The 14,009-nt window shown below is 72.5% G+C and carries 16 protein-coding genes; 4 read left to right on the top strand and 12 right to left on the bottom strand.

Annotated elements, in window-relative coordinates:
• Positions 1-10 precede the first annotated feature (10 nt).
• Both I598_RS03145 and I598_RS03140 read left to right on the top strand, forming a co-directional pair.
• Complete coding sequence (locus tag I598_RS03145; RefSeq protein ID WP_068204833.1) at positions 11-421, top strand: VOC family protein; 411 nt, start codon at positions 11-13, stop codon at positions 419-421.
• Positions 422-481: 60 nt separating this feature from the next.
• A complete protein-coding gene (locus I598_RS03140) occupies positions 482-2,866 on the top strand; it encodes an ATP-binding cassette domain-containing protein (protein WP_068201192.1) in 2,385 nt (794 codons plus the stop codon).
• A gap of 69 nt (positions 2,867-2,935) precedes the next feature.
• Here the strand turns inward: I598_RS03140 and I598_RS03135 are convergent, their stop codons facing one another.
• The 4 genes from I598_RS03135 to I598_RS03120 form a co-directional block, all read right to left on the bottom strand.
• Positions 2,936-3,382 (bottom strand): SRPBCC family protein, encoded by a 447-nt coding sequence (locus I598_RS03135; protein WP_068201191.1) that lies wholly within the window; start codon positions 3,380-3,382, stop codon positions 2,936-2,938.
• A gap of 3 nt (positions 3,383-3,385) precedes the next feature.
• Entirely contained in the window at positions 3,386-3,805 is a 420-nt protein-coding gene (locus I598_RS03130) for an ArsR/SmtB family transcription factor (RefSeq protein ID WP_083972811.1), read from the bottom strand.
• Positions 3,802-4,263 (bottom strand): SRPBCC domain-containing protein, encoded by a 462-nt coding sequence (locus I598_RS03125; protein ID WP_068201189.1) that lies wholly within the window; start codon positions 4,261-4,263, stop codon positions 3,802-3,804. The genes I598_RS03130 and I598_RS03125 overlap by 4 nt, the downstream gene beginning before the upstream one ends.
• A gap of 906 nt (positions 4,264-5,169) precedes the next feature.
• The gene (locus I598_RS03120; RefSeq protein ID WP_068201187.1) at positions 5,170-5,907 is read right to left on the bottom strand and encodes a hypothetical protein; all 738 of its coding nucleotides are present in this window, start codon (positions 5,905-5,907) and stop codon (positions 5,170-5,172) included.
• A gap of 124 nt (positions 5,908-6,031) precedes the next feature.
• Between I598_RS03120 and I598_RS03115 the strand changes: the two genes are divergently transcribed.
• Both I598_RS03115 and I598_RS03110 read left to right on the top strand, forming a co-directional pair.
• A complete protein-coding gene (locus I598_RS03115) occupies positions 6,032-7,138 on the top strand; it encodes a tyrosine-type recombinase/integrase (protein WP_068204830.1) in 1,107 nt (368 codons plus the stop codon).
• Positions 7,139-7,142: 4 nt separating this feature from the next.
• Positions 7,143-8,423, top strand: coding sequence for a phospholipase D-like domain-containing protein (locus I598_RS03110; protein WP_068201184.1), 1,281 nt, complete (start codon positions 7,143-7,145; stop codon positions 8,421-8,423).
• Positions 8,424-8,439: 16 nt separating this feature from the next.
• Here the strand turns inward: I598_RS03110 and I598_RS03105 are convergent, their stop codons facing one another.
• From I598_RS03105 to I598_RS03070, 8 genes are all read right to left on the bottom strand, one after another.
• Positions 8,440-9,027, bottom strand: coding sequence for a MerR family transcriptional regulator (locus tag I598_RS03105; RefSeq protein WP_068201183.1), 588 nt, complete (start codon positions 9,025-9,027; stop codon positions 8,440-8,442).
• A gap of 184 nt (positions 9,028-9,211) precedes the next feature.
• Positions 9,212-9,718 (bottom strand): bifunctional nuclease family protein, encoded by a 507-nt coding sequence (locus I598_RS03100; protein WP_068204828.1) that lies wholly within the window; start codon positions 9,716-9,718, stop codon positions 9,212-9,214.
• Positions 9,719-9,807: 89 nt separating this feature from the next.
• Positions 9,808-10,554: a transcriptional regulator FtsR gene (ftsR, locus tag I598_RS03095; protein ID WP_232314242.1), complete on the bottom strand. Its 747-nt coding sequence runs from the start codon at positions 10,552-10,554 to the stop codon at positions 9,808-9,810.
• Positions 10,551-11,027, bottom strand: a complete 477-nt coding sequence (locus I598_RS03090; RefSeq protein WP_068201181.1) for an FHA domain-containing protein — start codon at positions 11,025-11,027, stop codon at positions 10,551-10,553. The genes ftsR and I598_RS03090 overlap by 4 nt, the downstream gene beginning before the upstream one ends.
• Positions 11,028-11,127: 100 nt before the next feature.
• Positions 11,128-12,282 (bottom strand): DUF881 domain-containing protein, encoded by a 1,155-nt coding sequence (locus I598_RS03085; RefSeq protein WP_232314241.1) that lies wholly within the window; start codon positions 12,280-12,282, stop codon positions 11,128-11,130.
• Positions 12,279-12,611, bottom strand: a complete 333-nt coding sequence (locus tag I598_RS03080) for a small basic family protein (RefSeq protein WP_068201179.1) — start codon at positions 12,609-12,611, stop codon at positions 12,279-12,281. Before I598_RS03080 ends, I598_RS03085 begins: the two co-directional genes overlap by 4 nt.
• Positions 12,608-13,468, bottom strand: coding sequence for a DUF881 domain-containing protein (locus I598_RS03075; protein WP_261340454.1), 861 nt, complete (start codon positions 13,466-13,468; stop codon positions 12,608-12,610). Before I598_RS03075 ends, I598_RS03080 begins: the two co-directional genes overlap by 4 nt.
• Complete coding sequence (locus tag I598_RS03070) at positions 13,465-13,989, bottom strand: CDP-alcohol phosphatidyltransferase family protein (RefSeq protein WP_232314305.1); 525 nt, start codon at positions 13,987-13,989, stop codon at positions 13,465-13,467. The genes I598_RS03075 and I598_RS03070 overlap by 4 nt, the downstream gene beginning before the upstream one ends.
• Positions 13,990-14,009 lie beyond the last annotated feature (20 nt).

Raw genomic sequence — 14,009 nt, 5'->3', positions numbered from 1 at the left:
CGTGGACGGCATGGACATCACCCTGCACACCACGTTCCTGCCGCACACCGACCCCGAGGCGTCCCTGCGCTTCTACCGCGACCTGCTGGGCTTCGAGCTCACCCAGGACGTCGGCCAGGGCGCCATGCGCTGGCTCACTTTCGTCGCACCCACCCAGCCCGACGTCCGCCTCGTCCTGACCCCGCCCGTCGCCGACCCCGGCGTCACCGACGACGAGCGCCGCACCGTCGTCGAGCTCATGGCCAAGGGCGTCTACCAGTCGATCATCCTCGCCACGAAGGACCTCGACGGCGCCTTCGCCCGCCTGCAGGCCGCCGACGCCGAGGTCGTGTCCGAGCCCACCGACCAGCCGTGGGGCGTGCGCGACTGCGCGTTCCGCGACCCCGCCGGCAACATGGTCCGCATCGACCAGGTGGCCTGACACCGCGACTAGCCTGGACCCGACCGGTCGACGACCCCTCCGACGAAGGAGCCCCCACCCATGGCCGCACCCGCCGACCAGCGCGACCCGCACGTCGCCGACACCCACGACACCATCCGCGTCGCCGGCGCCCGCGAGAACAACCTGCGCGACGTCACCGTCGACCTGCCCAAGCGCCGCCTGACCGTCTTCACCGGCGTGTCCGGGTCCGGCAAGAGCTCGCTGGTGTTCGCCACCATCGCCGCCGAGTCCCGCCGCCTCATCGACGAGACCTACCCCACGTTCCTGCAGGGCTTCATGCCGTCCCTGCCCCGCCCCGACGTCGACTCCCTGTCCGGCATCACCACCGCCATCCTCGTCGACCAGGAACGCCTCGGCGCCAACGTCCGCTCCACCGTCGGCACCGTCACCGACGCCAACGCGATGCTGCGCCACCTGTACAGCCGCATCGGCGACCCCTACGTCGGCCCGCCCCCCGCCTTCTCCTTCAACGTCCCCACCGCCAAGGCCTCCGGCGTCATGAGCACCGAGAAGGCCGGGGGAGGCACCGAGAAGAAGGTCGTGCGCGAACAGGTCTACCTCGGCGGCATGTGCCCCGAGTGCGAGGGCCGCGGCACCGTCTCCGACCTCGACCTGTCCGTCATCGTCGACGAGACCCTCTCCCTCAACGACGGCGCCATCCTCGTGCCCGGCTACAAGGCCGACGGCTGGATGGTCAAGGCCTACTCCGAGTCCGGGTTCGTCGACGGCGACAAGCCCGTCCAGGACTACACCGACACCGAACGCCACGACCTGCTCTACCGCGAGAAGGGCAAGGTCAAGGCCCTCGGCATGAACATGACCTACCAGGGCCTCATCCCGAAGCTGCGCGAGTCCGTGTTCTCCAAGGACCCCGAGTCCCTCCAGCCCCACGTGCGCCGCTTCGTCGAGGCCGCCGCCGTCTTCGCCCCCTGCCCCGCCTGCGACGGCACCCGCCTCAACGACTCCGCCCGCTCCGCCAAGATCGCCGGCAAGAACATCGCCGAGGTCTGCCGCCTCCAGATCACCGACGCCGCCGACTGGGCCCGCAGCATCGACGACCCCGCCGTCGCACCCCTCGTCACCAACCTGCTGCACCTGTTCGACTCCTTCACCGAGATCGGCCTCGGCTACCTGTCCCTCGACCGGCCCTCCGGCACCCTGTCCGGGGGAGAGGCACAACGCGTCAAGATGATCCGCCACCTCGGCTCCGCCCTCACCGACGTCACCTACGTCTTCGACGAGCCCACCATCGGCCTGCACCCCCACGACATCGCCCGCATGAACAACCTCCTCGTCGACCTGCGCGACAAGGGCAACACCGTCCTCGTCGTCGAGCACAAGCCCGAAGCCATCGCCATCGCCGACCACGTCGTCGACCTCGGCCCCGGCGCCGGCACCGACGGCGGCACCATCTGCTACGAGGGCGACGTCGCCGGACTGCGCGCCAGCGGCACCCTCACCGGCAAGCACCTCGACCTGCGCGTCGGCGTCAAGGACACCGTCCGCGAACCCACCGGCACCCTCCAGATCCGCGGCGCCACCCAGAACAACCTCAAGAACGTCGACGTCGACATCCCCACCGGCATCCTCACCGTCGTCACCGGCGTCGCCGGCTCCGGCAAGAGCTCACTCGTCCACGGCAACCTCGCCCACCGCGACGACGTCGTCGTCGTCGACCAGAGCGCCATCAAGGGCTCCCGCCGCTCCAACCCCGCCACCTACACCGGCCTGCTCGAACCCGTCCGCAAGGCCTTCGCCAAGGCCAACGGCGTCAAGCCCGCCCTCTTCAGCGCCAACTCCGAGGGCGCCTGCCCCACCTGCAAGGGCAACGGCCGCATCTACACCGAGCTCGGCTTCATGGAGACCGTCGAGACCCCCTGCGAGGACTGCGGCGGCAAGCGGTTCCAGGCCGCCGTCCTCGACTACACCCTCGCCGGCAAGAACATCGCCGAGGTCCTCGACCTGTCCGTCGCGCAGGCCCACGACTACTTCTCCACCGGCGAGGCCAAGATCACCAGCGTCCGCACCATCCTCGGGCACCTCCGCGACGTCGGCCTCGGCTACATCCGCCTCGGCCAGCCCCTCAACACCCTCTCCGGCGGCGAACGCCAACGCCTCAAGCTCGCCATGCACATGGGCGACCGCGGCGGCGTCTTCCTCCTCGACGAACCCACCACCGGCCTCCACCTCGCCGACGTCGAGAACCTCCTCGCCCTCCTCGACCGCCTCGTCGACGACGGCAAGACCGTCATCGTCATCGAGCACCACCAGGCCGTCATGGCCCACGCCGACCATCTCCTCGACATCGGACCCGGCGCCGGCCACGACGGCGGCACCGTCGTCTTCGAAGGCACCCCCGCCCAGCTCGTCGCCGACCGCACCACCCTCACCGGACAGCACCTCGCCGAGTACGTCGGCGCCTGACCGACCCCGCCCATGCACGCCACGGGCCCGGCACCCTCACGGTGCCGGGCCCGTCGTCGCCCCACCACCTCAGTGCCAGTCGCTCACCACCACGTCCCCCGGAGCCGGAGCCCCCGTACCCGACTCCACGAACCCCTTCAGGCTCATGAGGAACGTCGCCCACTTCGTCGAGCAGTGATGCATGAACTCCACCGGCTCCGCCCACCCCGAGTGCGCGAACAGCACCACCGTCCACCCGTCCGACTCCCGCACGTCCCACGACACCCGCGTGCCCACCCACTCCGGCGGACCGTCCACCACCTCCCACACGACCCGCCGACCCGGCTCCGACTCCAGCACCCGCATGTCGAAACCACCCACCGGCGGGAACCGGAACGCCACCACCTCCCCGACGCCCGAGCCACCCGACACGTCCCGCGTCCACCAGCCCGCCAGACCCTCCGTCGTCGTCAACGCCGCGAACACCTCGGCGCTCGCGGACCCCTTCACCCCGATGCGGTGCAGGATGTCGACCATCGCTCAGCCCTCCTCCGGTTCGTCCGTGCTGTCGTTCCCGGGCAGCCGTGCGGGGGAGCGGTGCCCCCCGTTCCCGTCCGGCACGTCCTTCGTCGCCGCCAACTGGATCGTCTCGGCGAGCTGCTTGACGCGTGCCAGGCGCGCGTCCCACGCCGCCCCGACGTCCGCGAGCTGCGCCACGGCCCGGCGCAGCTGCGCCTCGTCGACTCGGAACTGCTTCTGCCGACCCACCGTGACCGCGTGCACCAGGCCGGCTCGCTCCAGCACCAGCAGGTGCTTGGCGACCGCCTGCCGCGTCACCGGCAGCACGCCCGCCAGGCTCGTCGCCGTGCTCGCGCCCTGACCCACCAGCACGTCCAGCATCCGGCGCCTGGTCGGGTCGCCCACCGCCGACCACAGCACGTCGTCGACCGGCGTCGTCATGCGGGCACCTCCAGCGACTCGGCGTAGCGGGGGAGGAGCGGCAGGAAGTGGTCCCAGCCGGCCACGTGGTCCTCGTACGCCGCGACGACCTGTGCCTCGGTCCAGCCCTGCTCCCGGAAGCCGGTCTCGGTCATCGTCAGCCGTGTGCCCTTGCCCTCCGGCGCGAGCACGAACTCCACGAGGAACGAGTTGCCGCGCCGGGCCGGTACGCCCTGCGGGTACGACCAGCGGAAGGTGAAGCGGTGCGGGGGATCGACCTCCACGACGGTGAAGGTCTCCCAGTGCGTCGCCCCGCCGTCCTCGGCGAACCCGATCCGGCCCGGGCCGCCCGGCTCGAGCGGGTAGTCCGCCTCGTCGGGCCACCAGCGCTTGACGTGCTCCGGCTCGCTGACGACGGCGAACACCACCTCGGGCGCCGCCTCGACGTAGAGCTGTCGTTCGATCGTTCCCATCTCCATGGCTCCACCCTTCACGCAACAACAGGTTGCACAACACGGTAGACCCGGTCGCAGGGGAGTGCAACCCTTTGTTGCGAATGGGGCGCTGCCGACCGCGAGCCGAGACGTTTCGGCTGCTGGGTCACCACAGGCCGACGACGGGCTGGGCGCATCGACTCGGCCGAATGTCGGTCGCCTGCGGAGTCCCGACTCGCAGCTCGGCGAGTCAGCGCAGGTCGGCGCGAGTCAGCGCGACAGGCGGCAAGTCGGTGCCTACGGCGATGCGTCGGCGAACCGATCGACGGATCAACGGATCGACGTCCGGACGGAGATTCCGGCCCCTGTCTACAGGAACGGCCGCACACCGATAATGCGCATTATGTCACTTTGAGGACGAACGGGGCCGCCGACCACTCCCCACCGAGCCGGCGCGGAAGCTCGCCACAGACCACCTCGTTCGCAGACGCGACGACTGCGACCCTGCGCCCGGTATCGGCGGCGGCCGGCTCGGAGCCGGCGAGGCGAGCCGGCAGCAGTCGCCGTCGGCCGACTCGTGCGACGGATCGCGCCCGAGACGCGCCTCAGGCACGAGCCGTCGCTGCGCGCGCTTTCGTCCCGTCCCACGTTCGGCCCGAGCCGGGTCTCGACGTCATGCCCACGGACTCCGGGGCGGCGCACGGCGAGCCACCCGGCGCGCCGCGCCACACTCCCCTCCCGCGGGTCGAGCCGCCCCGGAGTCCTGACCGCGCCGCCGGACCTGTCCTGTCGACGATTCCCGCGCTCGCGGCGGCAGCACCGACAGCAGCGTTGCCCTGGCGCACACCGCAACTGCAGGCGTACGCTGAAAAGGACACAACGCTCAAACCATTGTGTATAGCGCAACACAGTCGTTTCGGGCCGTGTGTCGACCAGTACGGCAGGGACCGCTCACCCGGCTGGAGCAGCTGCTCGAGGGCCGGCCAGAGACCGCAGCTCCGTCAGCGAGCTGACGTCGACGCTGACGGAAGCGGGCCCCCACCCGTCGCCGAGGTCGAGCCCTCCCGGCTCTGCCGTCACCCGCTCCCGGTACTGCTCCCCCACGGCCTCGAGCACTGGCCAGGTCACGCCCCCCGACGGGTCCACCTCCCCCAGGAGCATGCCGTCGAGGGCGATGGCGTACCCGTCCCGCTCGGTCAGGCGCGCCGGCGCGAGGAACACCACCACCCGGTCGAGGTCCACCAGCCGAGCGGCGACGTCCTGATCCGTGAGGCCGTTGCCGCCGACCGCCGGGAGCAGGACGCGCACGTGCTCGCCCGGACGGGGCCCCGCCGGGTCTGCGTCGACGACCTCGTCGACGCGCAGCCGGAGCACGGCACCTCCGGAGTAGACGTCGAAGGCGTCGGGATCGTGCGGGTGCGCCGTCGCCCCCGCGGGCTCCCGGTCGACGAAGTCACCGACCACCAGCACCTCACTGACGGACGACGTCTCCTCGCCCGGGCGCGCACCGGGGTGCACGACCCGCGGCATCGCGTCACTGACGGAGGCCGCCATCGGACTGAAGGCGCCCGCCGTCGACCTGGACCGGGCCGCCAGCTCCTCGGCCCAGGTGGGCTCGGCGGGCGCGGCGCACCCGGACGACCCGAGCGCGACGATCACGGCGGCGACGGCGGCACGGGCAGGACGCATGCACGCATCGAAGCAGCCCGGCCCGGTGCCGGACAAGACGGGCGCGTCCGGACGTGCGATGTCGGTGGCGCGACCTAGCATCACCGCATCACCGCAGGTCAACCGTCGAGAGGAAGCCTCACCCGTGGTAGCACCACCGCGCCTCGAGCTGCTGTCGGTCGCGCAGGCTGCTGACCGCTACCTCGCGTCGGTGCGGGTCGAGACGGTCCGCGGGGTCCTGTCCCCCGCGACCGAACGGTCGTACGCGCGGGACGTCACCGAGCTCGTCGGGCTGCTCGGCGCGGACCGCGTGCTGGACGACGTGACCGGCGACGACGTCGACGACGCCCTCGTGCGCTACCAGGCGGGCGTCGACGGCCGCTACAACGACCCGCGCCGCAAGCGCGGCCCGGGCCGCTCGACCGCGACGGTCAACCGGTTCCGGCAGTCCGCGACGCGCTTCTTCGGTCATGCGGCCCGCCAGTGCTGGGTGCAGGCCGACCCGATGCAGTGGGCCGCTCCCCCTGCGAAGGTCCGCGACCGGCTCCGCACCGAGCGCACGGCCCTGTCGGCGTCGGCCGCACAGTCGCTCCTGTCCAGCGTCGAGCCGCCGCCCCACGGGGCGGCGGCCCGGACTCGCGCCGACCACGCGCTGGGCCTGCGGGACCGCCTGGTCGTCGCGCTGCTGGTCGTCCTCGGGCCACGCGTCTCCGAGCTCGTGCGCGCCGACGTCACCGACCTGGTCCGCGAACCGGAGGGCACGGTGTGGCGGATCGTCGGCAAGGGCGGCACGTCCCGCACCGTCGCGCTCAGCCCGCCCCTGGCGGCCCTGCTCGAGGAGTACCTGGCCACGCTGCGTCCGCGCCTGGCAGCGCGCCGGCCGGACGACGACGACGCCCGGCGGGCGCTGCTGCTGTCCTGGCGGGGCCGGCGCCTGGAGGCGCAGGCCGTCCGCGACCTGCTGAACCGTGCCGTCGCGCGCATGCCGGAGCCGTACCGCCGACCGGCGACCCCGCACGCCCTGCGGCACACCACCGCCACCCTGCTCGTCGCCGACGGCTGGGACGTCAAGGTGGTGGCCGAGCTGCTCGGCCACCGGTCCATCGCGACCACCGGGGTGTACCTCGACCGGATCGACGGCGAGCTCGCCGCCGCGATCCGCACGCACCCCCTCGCCGCGTCGCTGGGACCAACCTCACCACCCCCGGAGGCGCCCCCACCGGGCACGACGCCGCCCGGGTCGCTACGGTGACCCTGTGCCCGACGCCCCTCGCTCGTCCTTCGTCCCGGTCCACGTCGACATCGACTGGCAGCGCGTGCGCAAGATCGTGTCACGCACCGCGCTGCTCGCCGCAGCGATACCCCTGACCGCCGGAGCGACGGTCATGGCGATCGACAAGGTGCGCGGCCAGCGCTACCCGCTCGACGCCCGCTTCCCGACGGCGCCCCCGACGGACACCACGATCGACGACACCACGGCCACCGTCTACACGTACGGCGCCGACCTGTACGAGGCGATGCTGGACGCCATCGCCCAGGCCCGGCACACCGTGTTCCTCGAGACGTACATCTGGAAGGGCGACCCGACCGGCGAACGCTTCAAGGAGGCGGTGTCCGACGCGGCCCGCCGCGGCGTGCAGGTGTACGTCATCTTCGACGGCTTCGCGAACCTCGTGGTGCCGCCGTCGTTCTTCGTCTTCCCCCCGCAGGTGCACGTGCTGCGCTTCCCCGCGCTGCGCGCCGGCCTGCTGACCCTCAACCTGCGACACTCGGGCCGCGACCACCGCAAGATCCTCGTCGTCGACGACGAGGTCGCGTTCGTCGGCGGCTACAACATCGGCGAGCTGTACGCGACGAAGTGGCGCGACACGCACCTGCGGCTGCGCGGACCGGCCGCCTGGGAGCTGCGCAACGCGTTCGTCGACTTCTGGAACCGGTGGCGCGGCGCCAAGCACCCCGTGCTGCAGGACCGCGGCGCCGAGCACTGGCAGCCCGCGCTGCGCGCCGCCCGCAACGCGCCCAGCGACCTGGTGTTCCCGATCCGCGGCATCTACCTCGACGCGATCGACCGGGCCACCCACCACATCTACATCACCCAGGCCTACTTCATCCCGGACCGCGACATCCTCGACGCCCTCCTGGCCGCTGCCGCCCGCGGCGTCGACGTGCGCGTGCTCGTGCCGGAGCGGTCCAACCATGCGCTCGCGGACTGGCTGGCGCGGGGCCGGTACACGCGGCTCCTGCGCGGCGGGGTGCGGATCATGCTGTACCAGGGGGCGATGGTGCACGCGAAGACGGCGACGATCGACGGTCGCTGGTCGACGGTGGGCACGGCGAACATCGACCGCCTCAGCCTGACGGGCAACTACGAGATCAACCTGGAGATCGTCGACGACGGGGTCGCCACGACGCTGGAGGACGTCTTCCGGATGGACGAGTCGAACTCGCGGGAGATGACGTACGAGGAGTGGGCGGGCCGCTCTCCGCTGAACAAGGTCGCGGAGAAGATCCTGGAGCCGCTCGAGCCGCTGCTGTGAGACCGGGCGGCGCCGGTCAGCCGGCGTCGCGGGCCCGCCGGCGGGCGGCGAGCTCGTCGTCCGGGTGGAAGAGGTCGTCGTCGGTGTCGTCGAGGGTCTCGGTGGGCATCTGGGACAGGGTGCCCTCGATCTCGCGCCACACGCGCCCGACGGCGATGCCGAAGACTCCTTGACCGCCCTGGACGAGGTCGACGACCTCGTCGGGCGACGTGCACTCGTACACGGACGCGCCGTCGCTCATGAGGGTGATCTGGGCGAGGTCGTCGACGCCGCGCTCCCGCAGGTGCGTGACGGCTGTGCGGATCTGCTGCAAGGACACCCCGGTGTCGAGGAGCCGCTTGACGATCTTCAGCACGAGGACGTCGCGGAAGCCGTAGAGGCGGTGGGTGCCGGAGCCCGTGGCGGGCCGGATCGAGGGCTCGACGAGCCCGGTGCGGGCCCAGTAGTCGAGCTGCCGGTACGTGATGCCGGCGACCCGGCAGGCCGTGGTCCCCCGGTACCCGGTGCCGGGGTCCTGTTCGGTGAGGTCCTCCCCGAACAGCAGGCCCTGCGCGCCGACCGCCGGTACGCCGACCTGTGCGCTGGCGCCGCTTGAGCTGTCCACTGTTCCTCCCGAGATGTCGCTTCCACGCTAGGACGGCGCCGTGGGACCGTCAACGATGTCGCGTCCGGCGGCTCCGGCGTGTCGGACGGTGTTGCCGAAGCGTGACCGTCGGTGCCGGACCCTGAACCTGTGGTGGAGGGTTCGACCCCACGGTACCGGCAGACCTTGACGTTGTACCTGAGGGTCAAGGTGGCGTGTCGTCGGGGCTGGGCTCGACCGGTCCCCCGCCGGTGGTGAAGTCCTCGGCCGTGACGTGGTCGAGGAAGTCGCGGAACCGTTCGACCTCGCGCTGCTGGGCGAGGTCGACGACCTCCACGCCGGCGGACGCGACCACCTCGGCCGAGCACAGCACGGGGCTGCCGGTGCGGACGGCCAGCGCGATCGCGTCGGAGGCGCGCGAGTCGAGCCGCACCCCCGTCGACAGGACGAGCTCGGCGAAGAAGATGCCCCCGTCCAGCGCCACGATCTCCACCCGGTCCAGGTCGACGTGGACGGCCCCGAGGAGGTCGCGCAGCAGGTCGTGCGTCATGGGGCGTGGCGTGGTGACCCCGGCCTGCGCCATCGCGATGGCGGACGCCTCGCGGGCGCCGATGACGATGGGCACGGCGAGCTCGGCCGCCGCGTCGAGCAGGATGACCACGATCTCCTGGTCCTGCTGCTGCCGGACGCCGAGCACCTCCACCGGGACCATCGGGGCCTCCGGCCCCCCGTCGCTCTCCACCCGATCCACGGTACGACGATGTGCCGCGGCCCGCCGGGTGCCCCGGCGGCGTCGTCACCTCAGGTGAGGTCGGTGGTGCCCTGGCGCACCCACGTGGTGTGCAGCCGGGCCAGGAGGTCCCCGATCTCCTCGGCGATCTCCTGCGCCTGCGCGCGTCCCTGCTCGTGCTGCTGGCTGCGGTAGGGCGCCACGACCTGGTCGACGAGACCCACGTGCCGCTCGGCGGACGACCGCAGCGGGCGCAGGTGGCGTGCCTCGATGCCGTGCTCGGCGAGACGGACCGCGAGACGCACGACGTCCGGCGCGGACGGGTCGAGCACCCCGGACGTCTCGCGCAGCACGCCGTCGTCGACGAGCCCCTGGACGAGCTCCGGCGGGGTACCGGTGGCGTCCGCGACCAGCGCGACCGTCCAGCGGCGTCGCCCGCCCGCGACGGGGGCACCCGGCTGGGCGGCGACGCGCGGCACCGGACCGGGGGCGGGTTCGCCGGCGTCCATCGCGGCGAGATGCTCCTTGATGACCTTCAACGGCAGGTAGGAGTCCCGCTGCTCCGCCAGCACGAACCGCAGCCGCTCGACGTCCGCGGGGCTGTACTGCCGGTACCCGGAGGGGGTCCGCACCGGGGTGATGAGCCCCTGCTCCTCGAGGAACCGCAGCTTGGAGTGCGACACGGCCGGGAAGTCGCCCCGCAGCTGGGACAGCACGTCCGAGATCCGCATCGAGGCGTGCCGCGAGATGCGCGGCGGCCACGGCTCGGGGGCGTCGTCGGGCTCCGGGGCGTGCCACGCCCCGGACGCCGACGTCACGAGGCCGGCGCCTGGGGACCCCGCGGCGCCTGCGGGCTGGCGTGGAACGACATCCGGAACTTGCCGATCTGCACCTCGTCGCCCGTCGACAGCATCGCCGCGTCGATCCGCTGCCGGTTGAGGTAGGTGCCGTTCAGCGACCCGATGTCCCGCACCACGAACCGGTCGCCCTCCCGGGCGAACTCCGCGTGCTTGCGCGACACCGTCACGTCGTCGAGGAACACCTCGGCGTGCTCGCTGCGCCCCGCGACCGACCGGTCCGAGTCCAGCAGGAACCTCTCACCGATCGCACCCGAGCCGTACTGCACCACCAGGAGCGCCGAATGGCGCGGCAGCGCCGCCACGGCAGCCGCCTCCTCCGCGGTGAGCGGGATGCGCGGGTTCTGCTCCTCGGCGGGCGCCCCGATCCGGCCGAGATGGGCCGTCGTGTCGACGCCCGCCTCGTGCGGCGGAAGTGCGCGGGGGTCCGTCATCAGTCCTCCTGCTGGGTCGTGCCGTCCGACGTGCGCCGTCGTCGCTTCAACCTACCCCGTCCCGGTACCCGTCGGGAAGCCGGGACAGGGCGCCGGGCGGTCATTCGCCCGGCTCGGACGGCGTCGCGTACTGCGGCTCCGCCGGCTCCCGCACCGCCGTCACCTCGACCTCGTCGTGCTCCACCGTCCGCGCCTCCGCCCCCGCCGTGCGCAGCGTCGCCAACGCACCGCCCGGGATCTCCAGCGCGGGGTTCAGGGTCGCGGGGTCACCGATCACCGTCCACCGGTACGGCGCCTCCAACGTCACCCCGTCCACCACGATGCCGTCGTCCCCGTCCAGGAACCAGGTCGACGTCACCAGCCGCACCCCGTTGAGCTCGACCACCTCCGCGCCGGCGTTGCGCAGCTCCTCCAGGACGTTGAAGAGCTTCGGGGCGTCCAGGACACCCTGGCCGTCCCGCACGACGATCTCGATCCCGGGACCGACCGCGGGCAGCCGCCCGGACAGGATGCCCTCCGACGCCGCCCGCTCCTCGGCGAGGTCCAGCGCCGCCTGCGCCTGCCCCGTCCCCGACGCGAGCTCGTCGCGCGTGCGCGTCAGGTCGTCCACCTCGTCGGCCAGCCGCTCCGAACGCTGCGTCACCTCGTCCAGCAGCCGCACCAGGTCGTCCTGGCGCGCCGACGACAACGGGTCCTGCGCCGACTGCTGCACCTGCACCACCAGCGCGAACCCGAGCAGACCGCACAGCAGCGCCGCCAGACCCTGGGACCGGGTCGGCTTCAGGCTCAGGGCACGGCCCACCGCCGCCCACCCGGTCGCCCGAGGCTCCCGCGCCGCCGGCGCCTCCTCCACGTCGCCCTCGTCCACGTCCGCGACGGCCTCCCGCCCCGGAACGTGCGCGTCGTCGTCCGCCGACGACGCCGACGCCCTGTCCGCAGCACCCCCCTCGGGGGCACGGTCGGGCGTCTCCGCACCCGGCGCCACCAGCTCGTCGAACGACACGACCGGCTCCCTGCCACCGGCGGGCTCCGCCGGCACGTCCGGCTCCGCTGCCACCGGGACCTCGGGTCCACGGACGACGTCCGCGGACTCCGGCACGTCGCCGCTCGCGGGCACCGCCTCCGGACCCACGGGAACCTCCGGCCCGGCCGGGACCTGCGCCTCGACCGGAGCACCCTCGTCCACCGAGACGTCCTGCTCGACCGGGACCTGCGGCTCGTCCGGCGTCCCCTGCCCGTCCCCGCGCACGCTCACGCCTTGAACAGGTGCCGGCGGATCGCGGCAGCGTTGGAGAAGATCCGGATGCCCAGCACCACGACCACCGCGGTCGACAGCTGCGCACCCACCCCGAGCTGGTCACCCAGGAACACGATGAACGCCGCCACCAGCACGTTCGACAGGAACGACACGACGAACACCTTGTCGTCGAACAATCCGTCCAACCTGGCCCGCAGCCCGCCGAACAGCGCGTCCAGCGCCGCGACCACCGCGATGGGCAGGTACGGCTGCAACGCGACAGGGACGGTCGGCTGCAGCACCAGACCGGCCACCACGCCGATCACGAGGCCGACGACGGCGATCATGGACTCTCCTCCTGGGACTCGCCGGCGTCCCGCGACACCGGCTCGGCATACCTCAACGACTGCTGACCGACGCTGGACAACGACAGCTCCTCCGCCACGTCCACCCCGGTGCTGATCCCCCACTGCGACGACAACAGCTGCGTGTACGCCGGAGCACCCGTCCGAGCGTACGCAGCCTGCAGCTCGTCGGGGTCACCCACCGCCTCCACCACGTAGCCCGGCCCCGGCAGCGGCACCAGGTCCACCAGGATCGCCTCACCCGCGTGCCGGATCGCCGACAACGACGTCAACCGCTGCCCACCCACGCTGATCGCCTCCGCACCCGACGCCCACAACGCGTTGACCACCGTCTGCAGGTCCACCGCCTGCACCCGCGAGCTCGCCGTCGACCCGTCCTCGTCCAACCGGTCCCCGTCCGACACCGTCACCACCAGGCCCGGCCCCGACACCGGCACCGAACCGGTCACCACTCCGTCCAGCCGCAACGTGTCCAACAGGTCCTGGTCCTGGGCCTGGAGGACCTGCTGCTGCAACGCCGCGATCTCCTGCGACAGCTCCGCCGTCGCCGCCCGCGCCGCCTCCACCTCCGCCTGCCGGTCCATGATCTCCTGCTCCAGCAGCTCCCGGGCCTCCACCGCACCCGACGGCGCTCGCAGCTCCACCGCGGCGGCCGCCGTCAGCAGCCCCAGCAGCACCGCCACGAGCAGCAGCAGGACCGTGCCGGACCCGCGCCGCGGCGCCTCCCCGGCAGCACGCCGCCGCGCCGCCTCCGCATACCCCGGGTCGAGCGGCTTCTCCATCACCTCGACCAGCAGCGTCATCGACTCGTCGGGCCGACGACGCACCGGCGCCGTCACGAGCCCGCCTCCGCACGCACCAGGTCGCGCGTCCGCGCCACGTACTGCAGACCGGCCCACCAGTACAGGCCGATGCCCCACCACGTGAACGCCCACCCCAGCACCACCGCCACGTCACCCACGACACCCGGAGAACCCGCCAGCAGCAGCAGCGGGAACGCGTACAGCAGCGCGAACGTCGCCGCCTTGCCCACGAACGACACCGGCAACGGCCCGTACCCACGACGAGCCAGCACCGGCACCAGCGACGTCAGCATCAGGTCCCGGGCCAGCACCGCCACCACCACCCACCACGGCACCAGCTCACGCCACGCCAGACCCACCAGCGTCACCAGGATGAACAGGCGGTCCGCCACCGGGTCCAGCATCTGACCGAGCTTCGTCACCTGGTCCCACCGGCGCGCCAGGAACCCGTCCAGCCAGTCGCTCACCCCGGACACCGCCAGCACCACCAGCGCCCACACGTCCTGACCGGACACGATGAGCACGGCGAAGACCGGCACGAGCGCCAGCCGCACCATGCTCACGGCGTTCGGAACGG

The sequence above is a fragment of the Isoptericola dokdonensis DS-3 genome (genome assembly GCF_001636295.1).
Classification (GTDB): Bacteria; Actinomycetota; Actinomycetes; order Actinomycetales; family Cellulomonadaceae; genus Isoptericola; species Isoptericola dokdonensis.
The sequence above is the reverse complement of the archived record's forward strand: the minus strand, read 5'-3'. Positions and strand labels throughout refer to the sequence as shown.